Source organism: Mucilaginibacter sp. GW821-FHT07H05 (assembly GCF_059418485.1).
In genome coordinates this window covers 162973-185681 of sequence record NZ_JBWKPY010000008.1, presented here as the reverse complement: position 1 = coordinate 185681, position 22709 = coordinate 162973, and the positions used below count along the sequence as shown (strand labels likewise).

The 22709-nt window shown below is 47.1% G+C and carries 19 protein-coding genes and 1 riboswitch; of the genes, 13 read left to right on the top strand and 6 right to left on the bottom strand.

The genetic code is table 11. The annotated features are described in order from the left end of the window. Positions 1-109: 109 nt before the first annotated feature. The 3 genes from AC07M6_RS21005 to AC07M6_RS20995 are packed head-to-tail and all read right to left on the bottom strand — an operon-like array spanning position 110 to position 2209. Positions 110-838, bottom strand: coding sequence for an SGNH/GDSL hydrolase family protein (locus AC07M6_RS21005; protein ID WP_494892860.1), 729 nt, complete (start codon positions 836-838; stop codon positions 110-112). Next, positions 835-1563, bottom strand: coding sequence for a lipoyl(octanoyl) transferase LipB (lipB, locus tag AC07M6_RS21000; RefSeq protein WP_494892859.1), 729 nt, complete (start codon positions 1561-1563; stop codon positions 835-837). The genes AC07M6_RS21005 and lipB overlap by 4 nt, the downstream gene beginning before the upstream one ends. Before the next feature lies 1 nt (position 1564). Continuing rightward, the gene (locus tag AC07M6_RS20995; RefSeq protein WP_494892857.1) at positions 1565-2209 is read right to left on the bottom strand and encodes a 4'-phosphopantetheinyl transferase family protein; all 645 of its coding nucleotides are present in this window, start codon (positions 2207-2209) and stop codon (positions 1565-1567) included. 72 nt (positions 2210-2281) lie between these two features. Between AC07M6_RS20995 and dcd the strand changes: the two genes are divergently transcribed. The 3 genes from dcd to AC07M6_RS20980 all read left to right on the top strand — a co-directional run bounded on the left by dcd (position 2282) and on the right by AC07M6_RS20980 (position 6364). Next, positions 2282-2818, top strand: coding sequence for a dCTP deaminase (gene dcd, locus AC07M6_RS20990; RefSeq protein ID WP_494892855.1), 537 nt, complete (start codon positions 2282-2284; stop codon positions 2816-2818). 458 nt (positions 2819-3276) lie between these two features. After that, positions 3277-5988 (top strand): carboxypeptidase-like regulatory domain-containing protein, encoded by a 2712-nt coding sequence (locus AC07M6_RS20985; RefSeq protein WP_494892854.1) that lies wholly within the window; start codon positions 3277-3279, stop codon positions 5986-5988. 19 nt (positions 5989-6007) lie between these two features. Beyond that, a complete protein-coding gene (locus AC07M6_RS20980) occupies positions 6008-6364 on the top strand; it encodes a glyoxalase superfamily protein (RefSeq protein WP_494892853.1) in 357 nt (118 codons plus the stop codon). A 50-nt stretch (positions 6365-6414) separates the two neighbouring features. Here the strand turns inward: AC07M6_RS20980 and AC07M6_RS20975 are convergent, their stop codons facing one another. Continuing rightward, positions 6415-7293, bottom strand: a complete 879-nt coding sequence (locus AC07M6_RS20975) for a hypothetical protein (protein WP_494892852.1) — start codon at positions 7291-7293, stop codon at positions 6415-6417. A 123-nt stretch (positions 7294-7416) separates the two neighbouring features. Here AC07M6_RS20975 and AC07M6_RS20970 point away from each other — a divergent pair, with 123 nt between their 5' ends. The 4 genes from AC07M6_RS20970 to AC07M6_RS20955 all read left to right on the top strand — a co-directional run bounded on the left by AC07M6_RS20970 (position 7417) and on the right by AC07M6_RS20955 (position 13507). Then, positions 7417-7698 carry an ATP-dependent Clp protease adaptor ClpS gene (locus AC07M6_RS20970; protein WP_494892850.1) on the top strand — a complete coding sequence of 94 codons (282 nt, stop codon included), beginning with the start codon at positions 7417-7419 and terminating at the stop codon, positions 7696-7698. Between the two features lie 219 nt (positions 7699-7917). After that, complete coding sequence (locus AC07M6_RS20965; protein WP_494892848.1) at positions 7918-10692, top strand: TonB-dependent receptor; 2775 nt, start codon at positions 7918-7920, stop codon at positions 10690-10692. 29 nt (positions 10693-10721) lie between these two features. Then, on the top strand, positions 10722-12086 hold the full coding sequence (locus AC07M6_RS20960) for a hypothetical protein (protein ID WP_494892846.1): 1365 nt from the start codon (positions 10722-10724) through the stop codon (positions 12084-12086). A gap of 71 nt (positions 12087-12157) precedes the next feature. Continuing rightward, positions 12158-13507 (top strand): histidine-type phosphatase, encoded by a 1350-nt coding sequence (locus AC07M6_RS20955; RefSeq protein ID WP_494892844.1) that lies wholly within the window; start codon positions 12158-12160, stop codon positions 13505-13507. Positions 13508-13620: 113 nt separating this feature from the next. Here the strand turns inward: AC07M6_RS20955 and AC07M6_RS20950 are convergent, their stop codons facing one another. Next, positions 13621-14688, bottom strand: coding sequence for a branched-chain amino acid aminotransferase (locus tag AC07M6_RS20950; RefSeq protein ID WP_494892842.1), 1068 nt, complete (start codon positions 14686-14688; stop codon positions 13621-13623). 82 nt (positions 14689-14770) lie between these two features. On the opposite strand from AC07M6_RS20950, the gene AC07M6_RS20945 reads away from it, so the two are divergent. After that, the gene (locus tag AC07M6_RS20945; RefSeq protein WP_494892840.1) at positions 14771-15199 is read left to right on the top strand and encodes a hypothetical protein; all 429 of its coding nucleotides are present in this window, start codon (positions 14771-14773) and stop codon (positions 15197-15199) included. Here AC07M6_RS20945 and AC07M6_RS20940 read toward each other — a convergent pair. Continuing rightward, complete coding sequence (locus AC07M6_RS20940) at positions 15196-16146, bottom strand: tryptophan 2,3-dioxygenase family protein (protein ID WP_494892838.1); 951 nt, start codon at positions 16144-16146, stop codon at positions 15196-15198. The genes AC07M6_RS20945 and AC07M6_RS20940 overlap by 4 nt on opposite strands. Positions 16147-16250: 104 nt before the next feature. Further along, positions 16251-16315: riboswitch (Fluoride riboswitch) on the top strand. 26 nt (positions 16316-16341) lie between these two features. Between AC07M6_RS20940 and AC07M6_RS20935 the strand changes: the two genes are divergently transcribed. From AC07M6_RS20935 to AC07M6_RS20915, 5 genes are all read left to right on the top strand, one after another. Beyond that, a complete protein-coding gene (locus AC07M6_RS20935; RefSeq protein WP_494892837.1) occupies positions 16342-17586 on the top strand; it encodes a voltage-gated chloride channel family protein in 1245 nt (414 codons plus the stop codon). A gap of 74 nt (positions 17587-17660) precedes the next feature. After that, positions 17661-18137 (top strand): universal stress protein, encoded by a 477-nt coding sequence (locus tag AC07M6_RS20930; protein WP_494892835.1) that lies wholly within the window; start codon positions 17661-17663, stop codon positions 18135-18137. Positions 18138-18400: 263 nt separating this feature from the next. After that, positions 18401-19477 carry an NADPH dehydrogenase NamA gene (gene namA / locus AC07M6_RS20925; RefSeq protein ID WP_494892834.1) on the top strand — a complete coding sequence of 359 codons (1077 nt, stop codon included), beginning with the start codon at positions 18401-18403 and terminating at the stop codon, positions 19475-19477. A 38-nt stretch (positions 19478-19515) separates the two neighbouring features. Then, positions 19516-19935: an OsmC family protein gene (locus AC07M6_RS20920; protein ID WP_494892833.1), complete on the top strand. Its 420-nt coding sequence runs from the start codon at positions 19516-19518 to the stop codon at positions 19933-19935. Between the two features lie 147 nt (positions 19936-20082). Continuing rightward, complete coding sequence (locus tag AC07M6_RS20915) at positions 20083-22704, top strand: ligase-associated DNA damage response DEXH box helicase (RefSeq protein WP_494892832.1); 2622 nt, start codon at positions 20083-20085, stop codon at positions 22702-22704. Positions 22705-22709: the final 5 nt, after the last annotated feature.

Genomic DNA, 22709 nt, shown 5'->3' with positions numbered 1-22709 from the left:
GCACTAAAGATAGATTAACAATGAAAATATTAATTGGGTTAAGCATAGCCCTGTTAGTAGGAAGTTTTTTATTGTTAAAAGTGTAATATGGGGTAGCAATTTTAGCAGTCTAACTCTTAATCTTCTCAATCACCACCGGCGCAATCGCATTTACCCACAACGCGTACATGGCTGCCGACGGATGTAAGTCGTCAATAGCGGTCAGGGTTTTATCGGTAGCGGCTTGTTTGGATATGGGGGTAATGTTGATATAATTTACGCCCGCCTTATCGCTTTCCTCTTTATTTATCGCGTTAAACTGATCGATCAGCGGACCGATGGTTGCCCCGGCGCCGTTGGCAAATGGCGTAACGCCATAATCGGGAATGGACACTACAAACACGCGGTTTTTATTGCCTTTAGCAAAGCCTATGGCAGTATTGAGTAATTGCACAAACTTAATGCGGTAATTGGCCTGGCTTAAGCCCTGGTACTGGTCGTTCACCCCAATCAACAGGGTAACGATATCGTATTTATTGGCTGTTATGCCGCTGCTGTTAATGGCAGCTATCAGGTTATCGGCGGTCCAGCCGGTTTGGGCAATAATAGTGGGTTGCTGTACGCCATAGTTAGTTAGTTTAGCGCTCAACTGGTATGGGAACGAATCTTTTTGATCAACCGACTGGCCAATGGTATAGGAATCGCCCAGGGCAAGATAACTGATGGTATTAGGTGTTACAGCAGGCATAATTGGTATGTTAACAGGTGCGTTGGTAATATCCTCGGGTATTGGCGCTATGGTTTTTGAACAGGACAATAAAGTGCCTATCCCTATACATATTAAAAATAAAGTTTTCATCCTGCTATCTCCATACCAAAAAGTACGGAAATATGGTGCTTTAGGATTTTTTTAACCTCATCTATATCTACCTCGCGGCCCAGCTCGGCTTGCATGGAGGTTACGGCCTTATCATCAATACCGCAGGGTACAATGTTTTTAAAATAATCCAGATCGGGGTTTACATTAAAGGCGAAACCATGCATGGTTACCCATCGGCTGCAGCGTACGCCCAGCGCGCAGATCTTGCGGGCACGGTCATTATCAGCATCAAACCAAACACCGGTATAACCGGGATAGCGGCCGGCTTGCAGGCCATAATCGGCCAGAGTTAGTATTACAGCCTCTTCCAGCGTGCGCAGGTACAGGTGGATATCGGTAAAAAAGTTATCCAGGTCCAGTATCGGGTAACCCACAATTTGCCCCGGCCCGTGATAGGTAATATCGCCGCCGCGGTTAATTTGGTAATAGGTGGCCTTCTTTTCCTTCAGGCCCTGCTCGTCCAGCAATAAATTTTCGGGGTGGCCGCTTTTGCCTAAGGTATAAACATGCGGATGCTCACAGAATATCAAATAATTGGGCGTCAGCGTTTCTTCGGCAGGCTCATCACCGGCTATGGCTAAGGCCTGGTTACGCAAGGCAATCTTCAGGTTTACAGTTTCGCTGAAAATAGCCTCCTGTTTATCCCAGCCTTCCTGGTAATCAACCATCCCCCAATCGTGGAAAAATACCTGTTTGTTTTTCATATCATTCTCCCTTAACGTAGCCCACTATATAATCCTGGTACTGTAAATACCGCACGGTGTAATCTAACTTTATATCCCCTTTTTCTAATCGTGCCTGTATGCTGCCTTCCGGCGTGAAGCCGAATGGCTGCAAACTGATATTATCGGCAAATGAAACCTCTTTTTGGCCATAGCATTTATACACCGCTTCCTTAGCGCACCAATAGGCGTACAGGGCTTTTACCCGATGTGTATCCTGCATGGCGGCAGCCAGTTCGCCCGGGTTTAAAAAGCGGGGGGCAATGCGTTCTACCTTTTGTTGGATCTGTTCAATATCAATCCCAACAGGGGCTTTTTTGCTGATCATTACCGCGGCGTAATCAAACGAATGGCTGAGCGAGATATGATAGGGCAGGTTAACCAGGTAAGGTTTGCCATGGGCATCAATCTTACAGTCGATATATTCGTCGGTACGCAACATGGTGCGTAATAATACGCGGGTACCCAGCCAGTGTAAAAAGCGTTTGCCGTGGCGCAGTTGCTCTACAAAGGCTTTTTCGCCCTCATCTAATTGCAGTTGGGCGTACAGGTCTTCAGCATTCTCCTCTATTTTCCACAGGGCGAATTCGGTATCGTCATCTATCTGTTTGCTGTAGGCTATAGCCATAAATATTAATTACAATTAGCATGGCAAAATTACTCCAAATAATTCTATTTTAGTCAGCACAAGCCAAGGAATATGATTTTGTCAGACAAGCGCATTTTAGAAGAGATTGATAAGGGTAATATTATCATCGAACCGTTTAAACGCGAGTGCCTGGGAACCAATTCATACGATGTGCATTTAGGCAAATACCTGGCCAATTACCGCAGCCGCGTACTGGATGCCAAAGTGCATAACGAGATAGACTCGTTCGAGATCCCTAAGGATGGTTTTGTGCTGCAACCGGGTACGCTATACCTGGGCGTAACGGTGGAATACACCGAAACCCATAAGCACGTACCTTTTTTAGAAGGCAAATCGAGCACGGGCCGTTTGGGGATAGATATCCACGCTACCGCCGGCAAGGGCGATGTAGGCTTTTGCAATACCTGGACGCTGGAGATCTCCTGCGCGCAACCCGTACGCATTTACGCCGGTATGCCCATTGGTCAGCTGATCTATTTTGTGGTGGAGGGCGATATTGAGACCCTGTACAACAGTAAGGATAACGCCAAATACAATAACCCTACCACCCGTCCGGTTGAGAGTATGATGTGGAAGAATAAGTTTTAGGAAATCACTGATGCGTGCTTATCGTTTATTATATTATATAGTTTGTCATTCTGAGTTATGAAATCCCGTCGGGACTTTAAGCGTGTGTATGAACACCCCGTCATGGTGAGCGATAGCGAACAATCCCCGATCAGCAGAGCAACACAGTATAACCACCCCGGCGTTACCACAAACCACCTTGCGACTGCTTGATCTGTGTTAATTATTTGTAAATGAGTAACTTATGCCAAGTTATCATGAATAAAATAATGATTTATTTAGGGTTAACACGATAAAAAGTTAATATTCTGATTGTCAAATGTTTGAGTCGAAAAATTGCCGAATTGTGTTAAGTTGTGTTAACCCTATGCGGGCGAATATTAGAGGCGCATGAAGAATTAATGAATTCGTTCAGTATCAAAAGCTTTCCTGTAACTTCTTACCCTAATTTTTGCGTAGATTAGTATTTATTTTTACCAATGAAGCCTAAAAAAATAATCACCGGCATTATTGCTGTTTTGTGTGTTGCGGTAATGTTTGCTTTTGTCCGCGCGGACGACGATCCCATTAAAAAGATCATTACCCAACTGAGTAAATGGACCGATACCGATCCGCAGGAAAAAGTGTACCTGCATATGGACAAGCCTTTTTACGCCGCGGGCGAGGATATCTGGTTTAAAGCCTATATCACTATTGGCGAAAAGCATCAGCTATCGGCCCTGAGCGCGGTGCTGAATGTAGAACTTATTAACGAAAAGGACTCGGTTAAGCAATCGGTAAAACTGCCCGTATCTAACGGCGTAACCTGGGGCGATTTTGCCCTGCCCGATAGCCTGAAAGCCGGTAATTACCGTATCCGCGCCTATACCAATTATATGCGCAACGCCGGCGACGAGTATTTTTTTGATAAAACCTTTGTCATCGGCAATTCGGTAAACAATAATATTTTTACCAATGTAAACTACCAGTATACTACGCAAAACGGGCAGCCAAAAATAAACGCTGCTATTACCTATACCAATTTAAATGGGATTGCTTATGCCAATAAGGAGGTGAGTTATGATGTTCAGCTGGATTTCAGGAGCATAGCCAAGGGCAAGGGCGTAACCGATGCTAACGGCGTACTGAACGTAAGCTTTGTAAATAACATGCCGGGCATGTTAAAGGCCGGCCGTATTATCACCAGCATAAAATACGACGATAAAAAAACAAGTACACAAACACTGGCCATAAAGGCGGCATCGGATAAAGTAGATGTGCAGTTTTTCCCCGAAGGCGGTAATATGGTGAACGGATTGCGCGGTAAAGTAGCGTTTAAAGCTACCGGGGCCGATGGGTTGGGTGTTGATATTAAAGGGATTGTGAAGGATAATACCAATACCGATGTAGCCAGGTTAGGCTCATCGCATTTTGGTATGGGTTATGTAGTGTTTGCGCCCGAGAGTGGTAAAACCTACAAGGCGGTATTAACGATGGCCGATGGCTCGGAAAGCACGGTAGCCTTACCCGTGGCGGCCGATGTGGGTTATACGCTCAGCGTGATCAGCACTGATGCCGCCAATTTAATGATGAGGATAGGGGCCAGCCAAACCCTGGTGGACCAGGGCGACGAGATTAGCGTGGTGGCACAGCAAAGCGGGAAAGTTTATTACGCGGCAAAAACCAAAATTACCAAGAGTTCTTTCGCGGCCGTGATACCAAAAAGCCGTTTCCCCAGTGGCATCGTGCAGTTTACCTTATTCTCGGGCAAAGGCGAGCCTTTGGCCGAACGTATTATATTTATACAAAACCCCGATCTGCTTAAACTGGCTATAACAACCGAAAAGCAAAGCTATGGTCCGCGCCAGCAGGTAAAACTGGGCCTTAGTGCAAAAGACGCGGCAGACAAGCCCATAGTGGGCAGTTTTTCGGTAGCGGTAACGGATGAAACAAAAGTGCCGGTTGATGAAAGCGCGGAAACCACCATACTTAGCCATCTGCTGCTTACATCCGACCTGAAAGGCTATGTAGAAAAGCCTAATTACTACTTTACAAACCCAACCGAACAAACACAGGCCGAACTGGACGCGCTGATGCTTACTCAGGGATACCGCCGCTTTGTATGGAAACAGGTATTGAACGATGCCTTCCCGGCGCAGGCTTTCCAGCCCGAAAAATCGCTCAGCATATCCGGCACTATAAAAACCAGCGGGGGCAAGCCGGTGCCTAAGGCTAAGGTGACCATCTTTACCACTTCGGGAGGTTTCTTTTTAATGGATTCCCTTGCGGACGACCAGGGCCGTTTCGCATTTAAGAACCTGGTGTTTAAAGATAGTATCAAGTTTGTGGTGCAGGCGCGTACAGCTAAAAACAGCAAGGATGTTGAGATTGAGCTGGATAACGCAGGCATCCCCATTGTTACCAAAAATAAAAACGCGCCCGATATACAGGTAAGTACCAGCAGTGTATTAAGCAGCTACCTGAAAAACAGTAAAAGTCAGTATCAGGAACAGTTAAAGTACGGCCTGGGTAACCATGTAACCGCTTTAAAAGAGGTGGTGATTACCGAGAAAAAGAAATTGCCTATTGAAAATTCCAGCAACCTTAATGGGCCCGGCAATGCCGACCAGGTTATCAAAAGCGACCAGTTATCCAGTTGCCCAACGCTGGAAATGTGCCTGCAGGGACGGGCAAGCTTTGTCATATTCAGAGAGGGTATGGCATACTCTACCCGGAGCCCCAACAAGCCAATGCAGATTGTGCTCGACGGGATGACCATGTCTGAAGATTTTACGCTGGATAATATTAGTCCGATGGATGTGGAAAGCGTGGAAGTATTACGTACCATTGCCTACACCAGCATGTACGGAATGCGGGGCAGCGGCGGCGTGCTGGTGATCACCACAAAAAGGGGCGGGTCAAGTTCAGACCTGGTGCGGTACGCGCCGGGCATTGTTACCTACGCGCCTAAAGGGTACTACCGTTCAAGGGAGTTTTATGCGCCCAAGTATGACGACCCCAAAACCAATGCCAATGTAGCCGACCTGCGCACCACCATTTACTGGAAACCCAATATCGTTACCGATAAGGAAGGCAATGCTTCCGTTGCGTTTTTTAACGCCGATGGCAAAGGCACCTACAGGGTAGTAATAGAGGGAATAGACAGCGATGGTAATTTAGGCCGGCAGGTTTTTAGATATAAAGTAGAGTAAATCATCCGAAACTAATACCATGAAATCAATTGAAATTATCTCTATCCCGGTGACCGACCAGGCCCGCTCAAAAGAATTTTATTTGCAATTAGGGTTCAGCCTGTTGGTAGAGGCGCCGTTTGGAGGAGGAAGCCAATGGGTGCAGCTTGGCCTTCCCGGCAGTGATGTGAGCATTACGCTGGTAACCTGGTTTGATAATATGCCGCCGGGCTGCATTAACGGATTGGTTATTAAAACGGATGACCTGGCCAGGGAAATCGAAGAACTGACGGCTAAGGGAATTACTGTGGGCAAGATAGACCAAACCCCATGGGGTAAATTTGCCGCGGTGATAGACCCTGACGGAAACCGCCTGAGTTTACACCAGGACAGGTAAAGCAATGCAATAGCCCGCTACTCCTTTAGTGGGCTATGCATTGCTTATTTTCAACGGGCGGCGTTGATATAATACTTTTCCCAAAAATCAACTGATTTAAAAAGTTCGGCCCTGTCGGTTGATTGGTTTTCGCCGCCTGAAGGGCGCATGCCGCCACCACCGCCGCCACGTCGGCCGCCGCCACGCATTCCGCCGCCGCCCATTCCGCCGCCCATACCACCGGGGCCGCCACCGCCACGCTGTCCGCCGCCACCCTGGCCGGGCTCGGGTTTGGTTAGGCCGTTTATTTTAAAGTTAAAGGCCCATTGGTCTTTATCAGCCTTAAAATCGCCGAAGAATTTTAACGGGACGGATGCTTCATAAATCAGGTAACCATCGGCATCGTAATTAATAGCCGCACGGATACCGTAGGTATTGGTAGTGGTGATCATCTCACCCTCTATATCCTTAAACCCGCTTACTTTAATATCGCGCAGTTTGGTTAAGCGGGCACGTAACAGCGCGTCGCGGTCTTCCTGGGTAACATTCTCTTCGCCGGGCTTGCGGCGGGCCAGAGCCTCCATCGCCGTTTTATTGTCTGCACCTGTTTCCGCTACGGGGAAGGTTAATGTATAGGCGGCTTTCTTTTTTCCTTTAGTATCAATGCTCAGCGTTAAACCCGCGCCTAAAATGCGGACCTGTTCGGTATGATCGCTGATGCGGATAGCCATGTAAATATTTTCATTGTCATTAGCCAGGCTGTAGTTTAGTTTTTTCTCTTCGTTATAATAGCGCAGGCTATCGCCCCAGTCTTTCAGGTCGCCGTCTATTTTAACACCAGCAGGTGGCGGCTGTAATGTATTGGCTTGTGTTTTTGATTGCGCATTAACCGAAGCGGCCATTAAAAAGAAAAGGCTGATCGTACAAATAAAAGATAAGGGCATTTTCATGTCGGGGTGGGTTTGGGGTATTTAGTTTAATTTCTGCTGAACAAAAAAATCGTTGTTTATGCGCTGTATCAACACTATTTTAACATATTTATTGTTGCTTTTTAAGTAACTTTGCTTTTACATATGCCAACAGAGGTACAAGAAGAAACATTCACGCTTGAGGAAGTACTGGCGGGGCTAAAGGAGATGCACCGCCTGATATTATGGAACGATGATCATAACACATTCGACCATGTGATCCATTGTATGATCAAATATTTGGACTATTCTGAACCGCAGGCCCAAAAAATTGCCTGGAAGGTACATAACGAGGGCAAGTGCGCCATATTGGAAGGTTCGTTCACCGAAGTAGAGATCTACCGCAAGATCCTTCAGCAGGAAGGTTTAACCGTTTCGGTTGAATAAATTGCACGGGGGATTTATTTGTCGGTATACGTAACATTTAACCAATCGCGGTCAGGAAGGCTGGTAGTTAACACTGCCTTAACCGATACTTTATTTTAATGTTAATTAGCAGCTGGTTTTAAACCTGCTTTTAAAGTTTATCTAACAATAGCTTAATCGCTATTTGATGTTTTGATTATACTGTTAGTTTTCCTTTGCTGGGAAATTCAACCGTATAATATGAAGCGAATCTTTACCCCACTTTTTATACTTTTCCTGTTAACCGGCTTTGCCTATGCCGGTGGTATCATTAAAGGAAATGTTACCGATAAAAAAAGTGGCGAACCACTCATTGGCGCCACTGTACATATCAAAAACAAAAAAACAGATTTTAAGGCTGCAACCAGCACTGGTTTAGATGGCAGTTTTACTTTTAAAAACATCCCCGCCGGCCAGTACGAGGTGGAGGCTAAATACATCTCCTATAAGGATGAAGATAAAGATGTAACTGTAACCGATGGTGCTATCGTCACTGTAAGGTTGCAACTGGAAGCCAAAGGGAACGATTTAAAGGAAGTTGTAATTGGCGGTCGCAGTGCCGGCGGAAGCGACCAGGCTGCCCGCCGTATTGAACAGCGTGCCGACCAGGTGCTGAATGCCGTATCGGCCCGTACCATTGAGGTATCGCCGGATATTACGGTAGCCAACGTAATGCAGCGTGTATCGGGCGTATCGGTTGAGCGCAGCAGCAATGGCGAAGCCCAGTATCCCATCATCCGCGGGATGGAGAAGCGTTATATCAGTACGCTGATCAATGGCGTTAAAATCCCCAGTCCTGATAACAAGAACCGTTATGTACCACTGGATATTTTCCCGGCAGATATTATTGACCGCCTGGAGATTTACAAATCACTTACCCCCAATATGGAGGCTGATGCTATTGGCGGCGCGGTGAACCTGGTATTAAAAGATGCGCCAGATAATTTTACCGTTAATGCTAATGTTGGTGCGGGTTATTCACAAATTGTGCTTGATCAGAACTTTATTAACTTTAACCACTCATCAGCCAATTCATCGCCACGTATAGCCAACGGCAATAGCTACCTGGCAACCAATGCCGATTTTAGTACCAACCGTTATAAAGTAAACTCAAACAAGCCGCTATCAACTATATTGGGCTTAACCGTGGGTGGGCGTACCGCCGATAAAAAACTGGGTGTGCTGGCAGCATTAAGCTACCAAAACACCTACCGTGGTAACAACAGCGTTTATTTTGGTACCGATGTAGACCGTACCAATAACGAGCCCGTGGTCTCGGATATTGAAAGCCGCGTTTATAGCATCCAACAACAGCGTACTGGTATCCATACCAAGGCTGATTACAAATTTGATGGTAATAACAAGATAGACCTGTATGCCGCATACCTTAACCTTACCCAAAACCAATACCGTTTTGCATCAGATACCGATTTGGTGCTGGGCCGTACCGGCATGGGGGTAGGCCGTGTAAAGATCAACGAACGGAGCGCGCGCAGCGTTCAGCAGATCTATAACTTGACTTTGAAAGGTAACCATACTTTAATGGATAAACTGCGTGCCGATTGGTCGCTGGTGTATTCAAAAGCCGAAGCTAACGAGCCCGACCGTGCTACCCTGGAAATATCAACCGGTGTATTGCCTAACGGCACCCAGATAGCCCCTACCTTTGATGCTTTGGGCGGGCAGCAACATGTTTGGGCCAAAAACTCGGACAGGGATAAAGCAGCTTATTTAAACTTTACCTACACGCCAAAATTATTCAGCACCGATGTAGATTTTAGCGCGGGCGGCATGTTTCGCGATAAAGACCGTACCAGCATTTACGATAGCTACAGCCTGAGGCCGGTGCCATCAACCCAAACCGTAGCTGATAATATTGATAATAATACCTTCCAGCTCTTCAATACCCAGGGTACATCGGACGATGCACTGAACTATGTGTTTAACGAGAAAGTTGGCGCTTATTATGGCCAGTTTAAATTTCAGATAGGTAAACTGCAAACGGTTGGCGGCGTACGTGCCGAGTATACCCGCCAAAGCTGGCAAACCGGCGCGTCGCAAAAACTGGCAGGTACAACAGGCTATATCCAGTATTATGATGTGCTGCCAAGCCTTGCCTTTAAATATAAGCTGGATGATAAGCAAAACCTGCGCCTAAGCTATTATTCGGGTATCAGTCGCCCTGGTTTTTACGAGTTGGTGCCACATACCGGCGGCGACCCGGATGCCGATTATACCGAGATCGGTAACCCCAATCTGAAACGCGTAACCGCCGATAACTACGATCTGCGTTACGAGTTTTTCCCTAAAGGGCTCGATCAATTATTAGTAGGCGCTTTTTACAAGCAGATTAATAATCCTATTGAGTTTGCCATTACATCAAATACAGGCGGCGCTACCGGTTATTCGTTACAGGCCAATAATTTTGGTACCGGCACAAACTATGGTTTCGAGCTGGATTTTACCAAGTATGTACACAACTTTGGTATCAGGGCAAATTATACGTTCACTAACTCAAAGATCACTACCTCAAAATATGTGCGTTACCGCGATGCCAGCGGCTTTTTAACCCAACGCGCTGAAATGCAAACCCGTCCGTTACAAGGCCAATCTAAAAACATCGGCAACATATCCTTACTATACAAAAGCGCCAAGGCAGGTTTAGATGCGCAGATAGCAGTGGTATACACCGGCTCGCGCATTAACTCGGTATCGCCTTATCTGGATAATGATATCTGGCAAAAGGCATCAACGCAGCTGGATGTTTCGGTGGAGAAAAAACTGTTCAAGCATTTTTACGGCTATGTAAAAGCGGCCAACCTGTTAAATACACCTTTTCAGTTAGAACTACACAGGGCATACAATCCGGCTTCAACCGTATTGCCTGTTGAACTGCAAACGCCCGGTAAAAACGTATTTGTGCGCCGCGATAGGTACGGAGAGACTTACCTGCTTGGTTTACGCTATAAATTATAAAAGTATTACACTCATATACCCATACTGATATGAAAAGAATTATTAACCTGGCACTTATTATCAGCAGCATGTATTTGCTGTCGGCCTGCCATCAAAAGGAAGTTGTAAATATCTCGAAACCTACGGTTGAAGCCGGCGCGGCTATCACATCCGACACACTGAAAGGCAGTGTAAAAGGCACCATGGTAAGCGGTAAAACGTATTATTTTAAAAGCGATGTAACCGTAAACAACGGCGATACCCTGCTAATGCAAAGCGGCGTGAAGCTTATTGCCATAGGCGATGGTACATCGGCGGCTAAAAGCCCGCAATTAACTATTTACGGCACCTTTATTAGTTTAGGTACACAAACCGACCCAAACTGGATAACAGTGCCCGATGCGCAACGCATACAGGCTAACGCTTTTGCCGGCCTTTGGGGTGGTATAGTTTGCGCCCCGGCACCCGCACCCGATCCCAATCAGCCCAACCCATATAAGGGCGGCGATCTGATTTTAAAATGGACGCACATCGAGTTCGCCGGCGGCCCGTCGGGCATTGGTAACCCGCCATATGCATCAGGCGATCCGCGTTACCTGATCTTGTTTGCCAACCTGAACAAAAACTTTATTATGGAAGATTGCTGGATCTACGGCAGTAAGGATGATGCCATACGTACTACCGGCGGCAATATCAGTATTATGCGCAACACGTTTGAATCGTGCGGGCAAGCCGGCGGCGAGTTCTTTAACATGAAAAGCGGTACCGTAGGCGATTTAGCTTATAACCTTTGTATAGGCGCGGCTACCAACTCGCTTAAGGCGGCCAACACCAGTACCACGGTAATACAGTGTAACGTAAACATGTATAACAATACCATCATTAACGGTGGCTGGCGCCAAACCAAAACCGGCCGTGGCGGCTCTATCAATTACGAGCAGGGGGCACGTGGCCTGGTTTACAATAACCTGATGGTAAACTGCCGTTTTGGCTTGCGGGTTACTACCGATGCCGATCTGCCTAACATTGCCTACAATAATAATTACGATTATGGCAACTCGGCCGGTATTGTAGCCCAGTTTAGGGCAACCGATGGGGTATCTACTTTTAAAGCTAACGATATACATGGCACCGCCAAGCAAAACAATCCCTTATTTTATGGTTTTGATGTAGATAAGTTTGATTACAGTACACAAACCGGGGCGGTATCATATACGGCGCAGCCTTTATATTTGTTAACTGTTGGTGCATCTAACTTCCGCCTGCAGCCAGGTTCTCCGGCCATAGGTAAAGGCAAAACCGATTTTGCACCCTTAAAAGCGGTAACTTCAACCGGTGCCTTAGGGGCCAATGTTATGCTGCCGGGTAAAGATATAGGTGCTTACCAAAGTGATGGTACCGGTAACCAACACTAAGGTTTATCCGTACAAATAAAAACGTAACTCAGGATGGTTTTGCCGTCCTGAGTTTGTTTGTATCATACCTTATGATGTCCAGATATATTAAACTAAGCTCTTTTGCCTGCCTGTTGCTTTTGCCCTTTGCCGGTAAAGCGCAAAAGTGTGGCTACAATTATTTAGGTACCAAAACGCTTTACGAAGCCCCCTCTGATAAAGTAAAGGCGGCCCCCGCAGGTTATGCGCCGGTATTTATTAACTATGTGGGCAGGCATGGCGCCAGGCATTTAACTAAGGATGTAACTACCGCCTACGCCTATAGGCTGTTAATGCAGGCCGATAGCGCAAAGGCTTTAACCAATGATGGTAAAAAGTTAAAACAAATGGTGCTGGCGCTGGATAAGGTTGAACGCGGCCAGATAAAATCCATATCGGCCGAGGGGCGTACCGAATTACAGGGCATAGGCGAGCGGATGTTTAAACATTACCCGCAGGTTTTTAGCGTAGCGCCAAAGCTAAGGGTGGGCATTACCAAAGAGGTGCGTACCGGGCAAAGTGCCGATGCTTTTTTAGCTGGCCTGAAAGCAGGGTTTAAAGATAGCGCCGGCATTAAACGATACACAGATGATACCGGCCTGCGGTTTTATGATGCATCGCCGGCCTACCTGGCGTTTGAAGAAAACGGCAGCTGGCAAACCGCCATGACACAACTGCAGCAAAAGCTGAAGATAAGCGAGCTTAACCGCAAACTTGCCCAAAAATGGCTAAAACCGGATTTTGCTAAAACGCTTAAACCCGAAGATAGGGATAAGCTGGTGAGCGATGTGTTTGGTTTTGCCACCATTGTGCCATCCTTAAAAGCTGAATTGCCAAAGGCTGGTATTAAGCCGGCTGAGGTGGACTTTGACGATTTGTTCAGCTGTTCGGAATTAATAACCTTAAGCAGGATTGACATGGCCGATGATTACCTGAAAAAAGGCCCGGGCGCTGATAATAACGGCCTGCAGGTACGTATTGCCGCACCCCTGCTGGTAGATTTTATAAATACTACCGACGAGTTTATTAAAGGCGCGCCGGTAAACGCCCAGCTGCGCTTTGCCCATGCCGAAACCATATCGCCGTTTGCCACCTTGCTGGGGATAGCAAAGGCTGATAAAGTAGGCACTGATATTACCAATTTGGGCGCGGCCTGGTGGTCGTCGGAAATTATTCCGCTAAGCGCTAATATCCAATGGGTATTTTATCGTAAAAGCGGCAGTAACGACTTGCTGGTAAAGATATTGCTGAACGAACAGGAAGTTAAGCTAAGCGGTTTGCCCGCATCCACTTTCCCATACTATACGTGGCCGGCCTTGCGGGCGTTTTACATAGCCAAGCTTACCAAATTGAATATTGGTTTGGGTGATGATATGGTGAAGTATTTGAAAGAGGTGAAGTAAGGGGTTATTTAACCACTAAGTACACTAAGTTTTTGCACAAAGGGCACAAAGTTATATCAACTTTGTGCCCTTTGTGGTTTCTTTTCTTTGTGGCCTTTGTGGTTAAATCTCCCTTAAGCCACAATATAATTCCAGCCAAATTCATCCGGCGCGTTACCGTAACGGATGGCATCCAGCGTTTTTAACACCTTTTGTGAAAATTCACGGGTTAAGGGATCGCTCAGCTTATATTCCACACCATCGTAATGGAATGCGCCCACAGGGGCAATTGTAGCGGCGGTACCGGCGCCAAAAGCATCGGTTAGTTTACCCGATTTAGCACCTTCAACAATTTCGGCAATAGATACGCGGCGTTCTTCAACCGGCATACCCCAATGGCGGGCCAATGTTAAAACGGTATCGCGGGTTACACCATCTAAAATGGTATCACGGGTTGAAGGGGTGATCAGTTTGCCATCCAGCACAAACATTACATTGGCGGCGCCCATTTCCTCGGCATATAAATGTTCCTTAGCGTCAGTCCAGATAATCTGATCAAAACCTTCTTCGGCCGCTTTTTTAAATGGCAGCATGCTGCCGCCATAGTTACCTGCTGCTTTGGCATAACCAAAACCACCTTCGGCCGCACGGGTGTAATGCGTTTCAAATTTCACACGCAGCGGTTTAGAAAAATAAGGGCCAACCGGGCAGGTTAACACAATAAATTTATAGGTTTTTGACGGACTAACCCCCAAAAATGGATCGGTAGCAAACATTACCGGGCGGATATACAGCGAGTGCATAGGCTGGGTAGGGATCCAGTCGCGCTCCAGGTCAACCAGTGCCGCAATACTGTTTACAAACAGGTCTTCGGGGATAGTTGGCATACAAAGGCGTTCGGCCGATTTGTTAGCACGTGCCGCGTTTTTTTCGGGGCGGAACACCGTAACGGTGCCATCCGCGTGTTTGTAGGCTTTTAACCCTTCAAAAAATGCCTGTCCATAATGGATAGACGAAATAGCGGGACTTAACCCAATTTCGCCGTAAGGGACGATCTCAAAATTCTTCCATTCGCCATCGGCGTAATCGGCCACAAACATGTGATCGGTAAAAATGTGTCCGAAAGGTAAATTGCTAAAATCCGTTTGCGATAAACGCGAATTTTGTGTTTTGGTGATCTTAATGTCCAGCGTCTCAGTCATGGCGTATAGATATATAATTCGAAAAGTGGCAAGTTAGGAAATTCATTAATTAAAACATATATTTATAATAGGTTAGCTTATTATGAGACGCATTTTTATACTATTAATGGTGATAGCCGCATGTTTTAGTGTTAATCTACATGCTCAGAATAAACCATGGGTCAAGGGTGTTACATTAACGACCTTTAAGAATATTCCTGATGATATGATGGGATGTGGTGATTCTTATTACCTATCTAAAGCAGACATGAAAGCCGGCCTTTTTTTGATTTTAGACAATTCTCAGGACATATTATTATACCTGAATAACCAACCTGTAAAATTTAAGCAAATAAGGGGAGGTAACAAAAAATTAGGGACCTATAAATACAAAGATCTCAGCCTAAGTATTAAAAACACCTATTACAAACAAGCGGGGGATGAGTATTATTTATTACGTGCCCTAATAACCTTAAAACAAGGTAATAAAATTATATGGCAGAAAAATGTAATTGGCGATGGTGGTTGTTAGCCTTTTAACGCCAATTCCACCCAAGCCTTGCCCCAATCCTCCAACTCATTAACACTCCACAGTTGTGCATAGAATATCCGCTTCTGGAAACGCGGAGGCAGGTACTTTTGCCAGTTGGTACCGCCGGTGGCTTTAATTTCTTCGGGCTCGCGGTGCAGGTAGCGCACGGCCGATTTATAGTGCGATAGCGGCCAGTTCACATTTACGTTTACATCCAGGTTGCGCAGTTCCTGCTCCATTTGCGGGGTGGCTTGCCCGGCGCTTTTAAGCTGGTTATATAGCGCGTTAAAGTTTAGCGTAGTGGTAGCTTGTGCCAGTTCGGTAAAGGTTTTGGCGTATTTTTTTTCAAATTGTTTCAGCGTAAGGGTTTGCTTTCCGGTGGCTAATTCGGTCGCGCCAAATTTCCAGTAGATGTGTTCAAATTGTTGTTCGATAGTAGCCCCGCGCAGTTCTTCGCGCTTATCCTTAGCTACCAGGTTAATAAAATCGGTAGCGTAGATCTCTATCATGCGGTACTGGCCCGACTGGAACCCGCTGGCCGGCAGCAGCGACATGCGGAACTTCAGGAACTGCTCTTTCTCCATCCCGTCCACCATAATTTCGAACGATTGCGTCAGCGCTTCAAAATAGCGGTTAACGCGTTTTAAACGCGCGGTGAAGAAATCGGCGGTTAAGGGTTGTGCCTCTGCAATTTGTTTACACTCGTGCAGGGCCAACTTAAAATATAATTCGGTGATCTGATGATAGATGATAAAGATCTCCTCGTCGGGGAATGGCGTTTTAGGGCTTTGCAGGCTCAGCAATGTATCCAGGTGGATATAATCCCAATAAGTTAAAAAATCAGCGTACAACAAACCATCCAGGTACGACGACATATCCTGGCCCATGGCCTCATATTTTTCCTGTAGCTGGGCAATTCTTTTTTCTATTTCGGGGGAGATGCTCATTATAAGTCTGAAGTTGTAAGTCGAAAGTCCGAAGTTAAGGCAATTATCTTGATAATCACAAAAACGACTTTGGACTTGCGGCTTCAGACTTTTAACTATATTTGCCTAACAAAGGTGATGGTGTACCACCTAATTGAACCGCTGCAAAGCTGATGACGCCTACCCAAATAATATATATTTATTTGCCTGTAGGTTATGCTTAAAAAAATTATTTCAACATCTGTTATCCGGCCCGCGCTTGTTGCGGTACCTGTTGCTGTAGCTATTGGCAGTATGGTGGCGCTGTTTTTAGTGCTGCTCAATTGGGCTATCCATTTCCGCTTTCAGCATGCGTGGCTGCTGTATTTGCTGCCGTTGGCGGGCGTGGTGATTCATCTGCTGTATAAATGGTACGGTGGTTCATCCGAAAAAGGCAACAACCTCATTATTGACGAGATCCATCAACCCGGAGCGGGTGTGCCCAAACGCATGGCCCCGCTGATACTGGTCACCACGGTAATTACCCATCTGTTTGGCGGCTCGGCAGGGCGCGAGGGTACGGCCGTACAAATTGGCGGCAGTTTGGCCAACCTGCTTTCGCGCTGGTTTAAGCTGAACGAAGCCGATAAGCAAATGGTATTAACCGCCGGTATTGCCGCCGGCTTCGGGGCGGTGTTTGGTACGCCGTTTACCGGCTGCATTTTCGCGCTGGAGGTACTGACTGTCGGCCGCCTGAAATATGATACCCTGATCCCCTGTTTAATAGCCGGTTTTGTTGGCGATTATACCGTTGCGGCCTGGCACGTGGCACATACACCTTATCATATCAACAACATCCCCGGCGGATACCTGTTTTACGGTAGGCAATTCCATTTTGATATTTGGCTCATCTTAAAAACTATCCCGGCGGCAGCCATCTTCGGTTTGGCAAGTTACGCTTTTGCCAAAGCGGCACATGGGGTTAAAAACCTGTTTAATAAATGGATCAAAATCAGCTGGATGATACCCATCTGTGGCGGATTGATCATCATTGGTTTAACTTACCTTATAGGCAAGCCCGATTATTTAAGCCTGGGGGTTAACCCCGAATATCCCGGCGCGGTAACCATTGTATCGGCCTTTCAGCAAGGCGGCGCCGATGTTTTTAGCTGGCTGTGGAAACTGATTTTTACCGTGATAACCTTAGGCACAGGTTTTAAAGGGGGAGAGGTGACGCCACTATTTTATATCGGTGCTACTTTAGGCAATACCCTGGCGGGGATCTTAAACGCGCCGGTTAGCCTGTTTGCGGCACTGGGATTTATTGCTGTTTTTTCGGGGGCGACTAAAACACCCCTGGCCTGCACCATTATGGGGATGGAGCTTTTTGGCGGCGGCTTTGTGGTGTTTTACGCGGTGGCTTGTTTTGTAGCTTATTTGTGCAGCGGCAAAGTGGGGATTTATAGTGCGCAGCGACGTTAATTATAAGTAAAACATATCTATCTTTAATAGCGTTATTAATAAGTAACATTATCACAAAATAAATCTGCCTGAAAATGAAAAAGATATTAATCGGCCTGGATGACAACAAATTTGCCGAGTATGCCACCGAATATGGTTTCAACCTGGCGCATCAGCTAAAAGCTGAAGTAGGCCTGGTGCATATTATTGAACCGGTTGTTACCCCAATAACCAATACAGCGGTAGACCCTGGCATGGCTATGCCCGTTGATAGCGGATCGGAGGTGATGGCTTTGGAATTAATGCATATACAGGACGAACGTGCACGCAATATGATAGCCGCGACTATAAAAAAATACGGTGAGGATATGAAGATCACCAACTTTACCGAATATGGCGATACTGCCGATGGCATTATTAATTGCAGTAAGGATTTTAAGGCTGATCTGATCGTTATAGGTACGCATAGCCGCAGCGGTATAGACCGCTTTTTAATGGGCAGCGTAGCCGAGCATGTAGTGCGCCATTCGGAAATACCGGTACTGGTAGTGCCTATGAAACATGAGGAATAGTCATCAGCCCTGGTCATCAGTCATTAGTATTGCAGGTGGCGATTTAACCACAAAGTTCACAAAGGTTTGCACAAAGAGCACAAAGTTAAAAGTATTATCATGATGACTGATTAGAGCTTAGTGCTCTTTGTGATTCCCTTCTCTGTCTCCTCTGTGGTTAATTCGTCACCACAAATTGTCCGCTCAATATCATAATCTATCATTCATGATATTTTGACAAAACCATAACCTCAAATGCAAGATTACAACGATACATTTGACGCATGATACCGCAACTATTCACTCCATTTAAAATCAAATCTGTAGCACTGCGTAACCGTATTGTTGTATCGCCCATGTGCGAGTATAGCAGTACCGACGGTTTTGCTAACAACTGGCACCTGGTGCATTTGGGCAGTCGTGCTGTAGGCGGCGCAGGCCTCATCATTACCGAAGCCGCGGCCGTATCGCCCGAGGGCCGCATTACTTTTGCCGACCTGGGTATTTACAAAGATGAACATATCGAAAAACTGCAGGAGATTACCGGTTTTATTCATCAGCATGGCGCCATAGCCGGCATACAGCTGGCACATGCAGGGCGTAAAGCCAGCCATGTTGAACCCTGGAACGGCGGCAAACAGATCCCATCCGATGAGCCGAACGGCTGGAAGGCTGTAGCCCCAAGCGCTATCCCCTTTGCCGAAAATGAAGAAGCGCCGGATGAATTAGACAAGGCTGGCATTGAAAAAGTAAAGGGCGATTTTAAGGCCGCCGCCGCCCGTGCGCTGAAAGCCGGATTTAAAGTGATTGAACTGCACGGTGCGCACGGATATTTGATCCATCAGTTTTTATCGCCGGTGAGTAACCGGCGTACCGACGAGTATGGCGGAGCATTTGATAACCGCGTGCGCTTGCTGCTGGAAATTATTGACGGGGTAAAACAGGTTTGGCCCGATGAACTGCCATTGCTTGTCCGCTTATCGGCCACCGAGTGGACCGAAGACGGCTGGAGTATTGATGATTCGGTACAATTAGCTAAATTGCTGAAAGAAAAAGGCGTTGATTTGATAGATACCTCAACAGGCGGTAATGTTGCCGGTGCAAAAATTCCGGTTGGGCCGGGCTACCAGGTTGAGTTTGCCGCACAGATTCGCAAGGAAGCCGGTATCCCCACCGGGGCTGTTGGTTTAATTACCGAAGCAGAGCAGGCCGAAGCCATTTTACAAGCAGGCCAGGCCGATTTGGTGATACTGGCCCGCGAAATGCTGCGCGATCCAAACTTCCCGTTAAGGGCTGCGCACCAGTTAGGTTATGATATAAAATGGCCCGTACAATATGAGCGTGCCAAATGGCATAAATAAATACTAAATTCGAAAATAAAACCATACATACAAAAACCATGAAACGTACAGCAAATGCACATTGGAACGGTACTTTACAGGCCGGCCAGGGCGAGATCAGCACACAAAGCACTGTGCTTAACAAAACCCAATACTCGTTTAAAACCCGTTTTGCCGATGGTATTGGCACCAACCCCGAAGAACTGATTGCCGCCGCTCATGCAGGCTGCTTTACCATGGCGGTTGGCGCGGCCATTACACAGGCAGGCTTTACTCCCGGCGACCTGACCACCGACGCCATCCTCGACCTGGATATGCAGGCGCTCAGCATCACCAATATTCACCTGGAACTAAAAGGCAGTGTTATTGCAGGTGTTGACGAAGCCAAATTTAAAGAGATTGCCGAAGGCGCTAAAGCCAATTGCATTATCTCCAAAGCACTAAGCGTACCGATTACTATGAACGTGACTTACGCGTAATATCATTTAAAACACGATGTCAGTTCGAACGAACGGGAGAAGTCTTCTGCAGAAAGAAGGGTTCTCCCGTTTTTTTATTAGATTATTAGTCGGGAGAGTAAAACCAGAACATTCTAACCAAATCAACCTAATTTTGTTACTTGCAGCATGGATAGTATTGGTCAGCAGGTCATCCGCGAATGGTATCTTAAAAAGAACTGGGAGCAGTTTCCGTTTCAAAAAGAGATGGAGCAGGCTTATCTTTCGGGCTTTTCGGGCCTGCTGAACGCGCCGACAGGCAGCGGTAAAACCTTCGCGCTGTTCCTGCCCTTTTTGGCGGCTTATATTAACCGCTATCCCGAAACTTATCTTACCCGAAAAAATAACGGCTTAATGATGTTGTGGATTACCCCGTTGCGGGCGCTCACCAACGATATCCGCAAAGCCATGCAGGAGGTATGTAACGACCTTGGCCTGCCCTGGCAAATTATGACCCGTACCGGCGATACATCCGCCGCGCAAAAAGCCGCCCTGAAAACCAAATTGCCCGAAGTGCTGCTCACCACCCCCGAAAGCCTGCACCTGATGCTGGCCCAAAAAGAATATCCTAAACTGTTCCAAAGCCTGGAAGTAGTAGTGTGCGATGAGTGGCATGAGTTGCTGGGCACCAAGCGCGGGGTACAGGTGGAGTTGGCCTTTTCCAAGTTAAAAGTCTTAAGTTCTGAGTCTGAAGTTCCTTTAAAGTCTGAAGTAGGGAGCCCGAACTCGAAAGTTAAAAAAGATGACTTAGAACTCCCGACTCCCGACTTCAGACTTAAAATCTGGGGGATCTCCGCCACCATCGGTAATTTAGAACAAGCCGCCGAGGTGCTTTTAGGTAATACCTTCCCACCCGACCGGGTGAAAATGGTGCGTGCTTTTGTAAATAAAAAACTGGTGATTAAATCGGTTATTCCCGATGATGTGGAGAGTTATTCGTGGACGGGGCATATCGGGATCAAGCTGTTGCCGCAGGTAATGGAAATAGTGGCCCGCAGTAAAACCACGCTGATATTTTGCAATACCCGGTCGCAGTCGGAGATCTGGTACCACGCTATTTTAGATAATTACCCCGAATACGCCGGCATTATGGCCATGCACCATGGGTCGCTGGATAACGAGTTGCGTAACTGGGTAGAGCAGGCCCTGCATGCCGAGGCCCTGAAGGTGGTGGTATGTACATCGAGCCTGGATCTGGGGGTCGATTTTCGCCCGGTGGATACCATTGTGCAGGTGGGCAGTCCCAAAGGGGTGGCCCGTTTTATGCAAAGGGCCGGCCGTAGCGGCCACCGCCCGGGTGATACATCGCTGGCTTATTTTGTGCCGACCCACTCGCTGGAATTGCTGGAGGGAGCGGCCTTAAAACAGGCGATAAAACAAGGCATATTTGAAAGCCGCGACCCGGTGCTGCTGGCCATGGATGTACTGATCCAATACATGGTGACGCTGGCTGTGTCGGATGGTTTCCGGGCCGAGGAATTATATGCCGAGGTAAAATCAACCTTCGCTTTCGCGGATTTACGGCGCGATGAGTTTGGCAAACTGCTGGAGTTTATTACCAACGGCGGCAAAACGCTGGCGGCTTATGATGAATTTTTGAAAGTAGAGGTGGCCGACGGCCTGTATAAAGTGAACAGCCGCCGGGTGGCCATGCGGCACCGTTTAAGCATTGGTACCATTACCAGCGAATTAAGCCTGCGGGTAAGCTGGCTGAGCGGCGGCAGTTTGGGTACGATAGAGGAGGGCTTTATCTCCCGATTAAAACCCGGCAATGTGTTTTGGTTCGCGGGGCGCAGTGTGGAGTTTATTAAGGTAAAGGAAATGACGGCCTATGTGAAAAAATCGAACGCAAAAAAAGGGCTCATCCCCAGCTGGGCAGGGGGCAGGATGCCGTTATCGTCGCAGCTTTCGGCGGTGTTCAGGGATAAGCTGGATGAGGTGGCGCATGGGGTTGAAAAGGATGAAGAAGTGATTGCCCTGAAACCATTATTTGAGTTGCAGAAACGCTTATCGCACCTGCCGCAAAGTCACGAATTTCTGATCGAATCGTTCCACTCGCCGGATGGGCACCATTTACTGTTTTATCCTTTTGAGGGAAGGCTGGTGCACGAGGGGATGGCATCGCTGCTGGCTTACCGCATCTCTAAAATTAAAAGCGCCAGCTATTCTATCGCCATGAATGATTATGGTTTTGAGCTGTTAACCGACGAGGATATCCCCATTGAAGCCGCCCTGGAGACCGACGACCTGTTTAGCATTAACAACCTGCTGGCAGATATCCAGCACAGCCTGAACGCCAACGAAATGGCCCGGCGCCGTTTTAGGGATATAGCGCATATTGGCGGCCTGGTGTTTACCGGTTACCCGGGACAAACGATGAAGAACAAGCATTTGCAGGCATCAACTTCCTTACTGTTCGAGGTGTTTAGCGAGTACGAGCCGGATAACCTGCTGGTGCGTCAGGCTTATAACGAGGCGCTGGCCTTTCAGTTAGAAGAGTTTAGGCTAAGGGCAGCTTTACAGCGTATCAGCAAGCAAACGGTCATCCTCAAACAAATTGAGCGGCCTACGCCCTTTGCCTTCCCGATAATGGTAGATAGCCTGGGCCGCGAAAAACTAACCACCGAAACGCTGGAAGAACGGGTAGCCAAAATGGCCCGCAGCTACGGCGCCGAGGGGGTAAAGGCTAAGCCTAAGGCCGAAGGCGAGCAAAAGTTTTCGGCAAAGCTGGTGCGTAAGCGGGGATTTTGACCCCG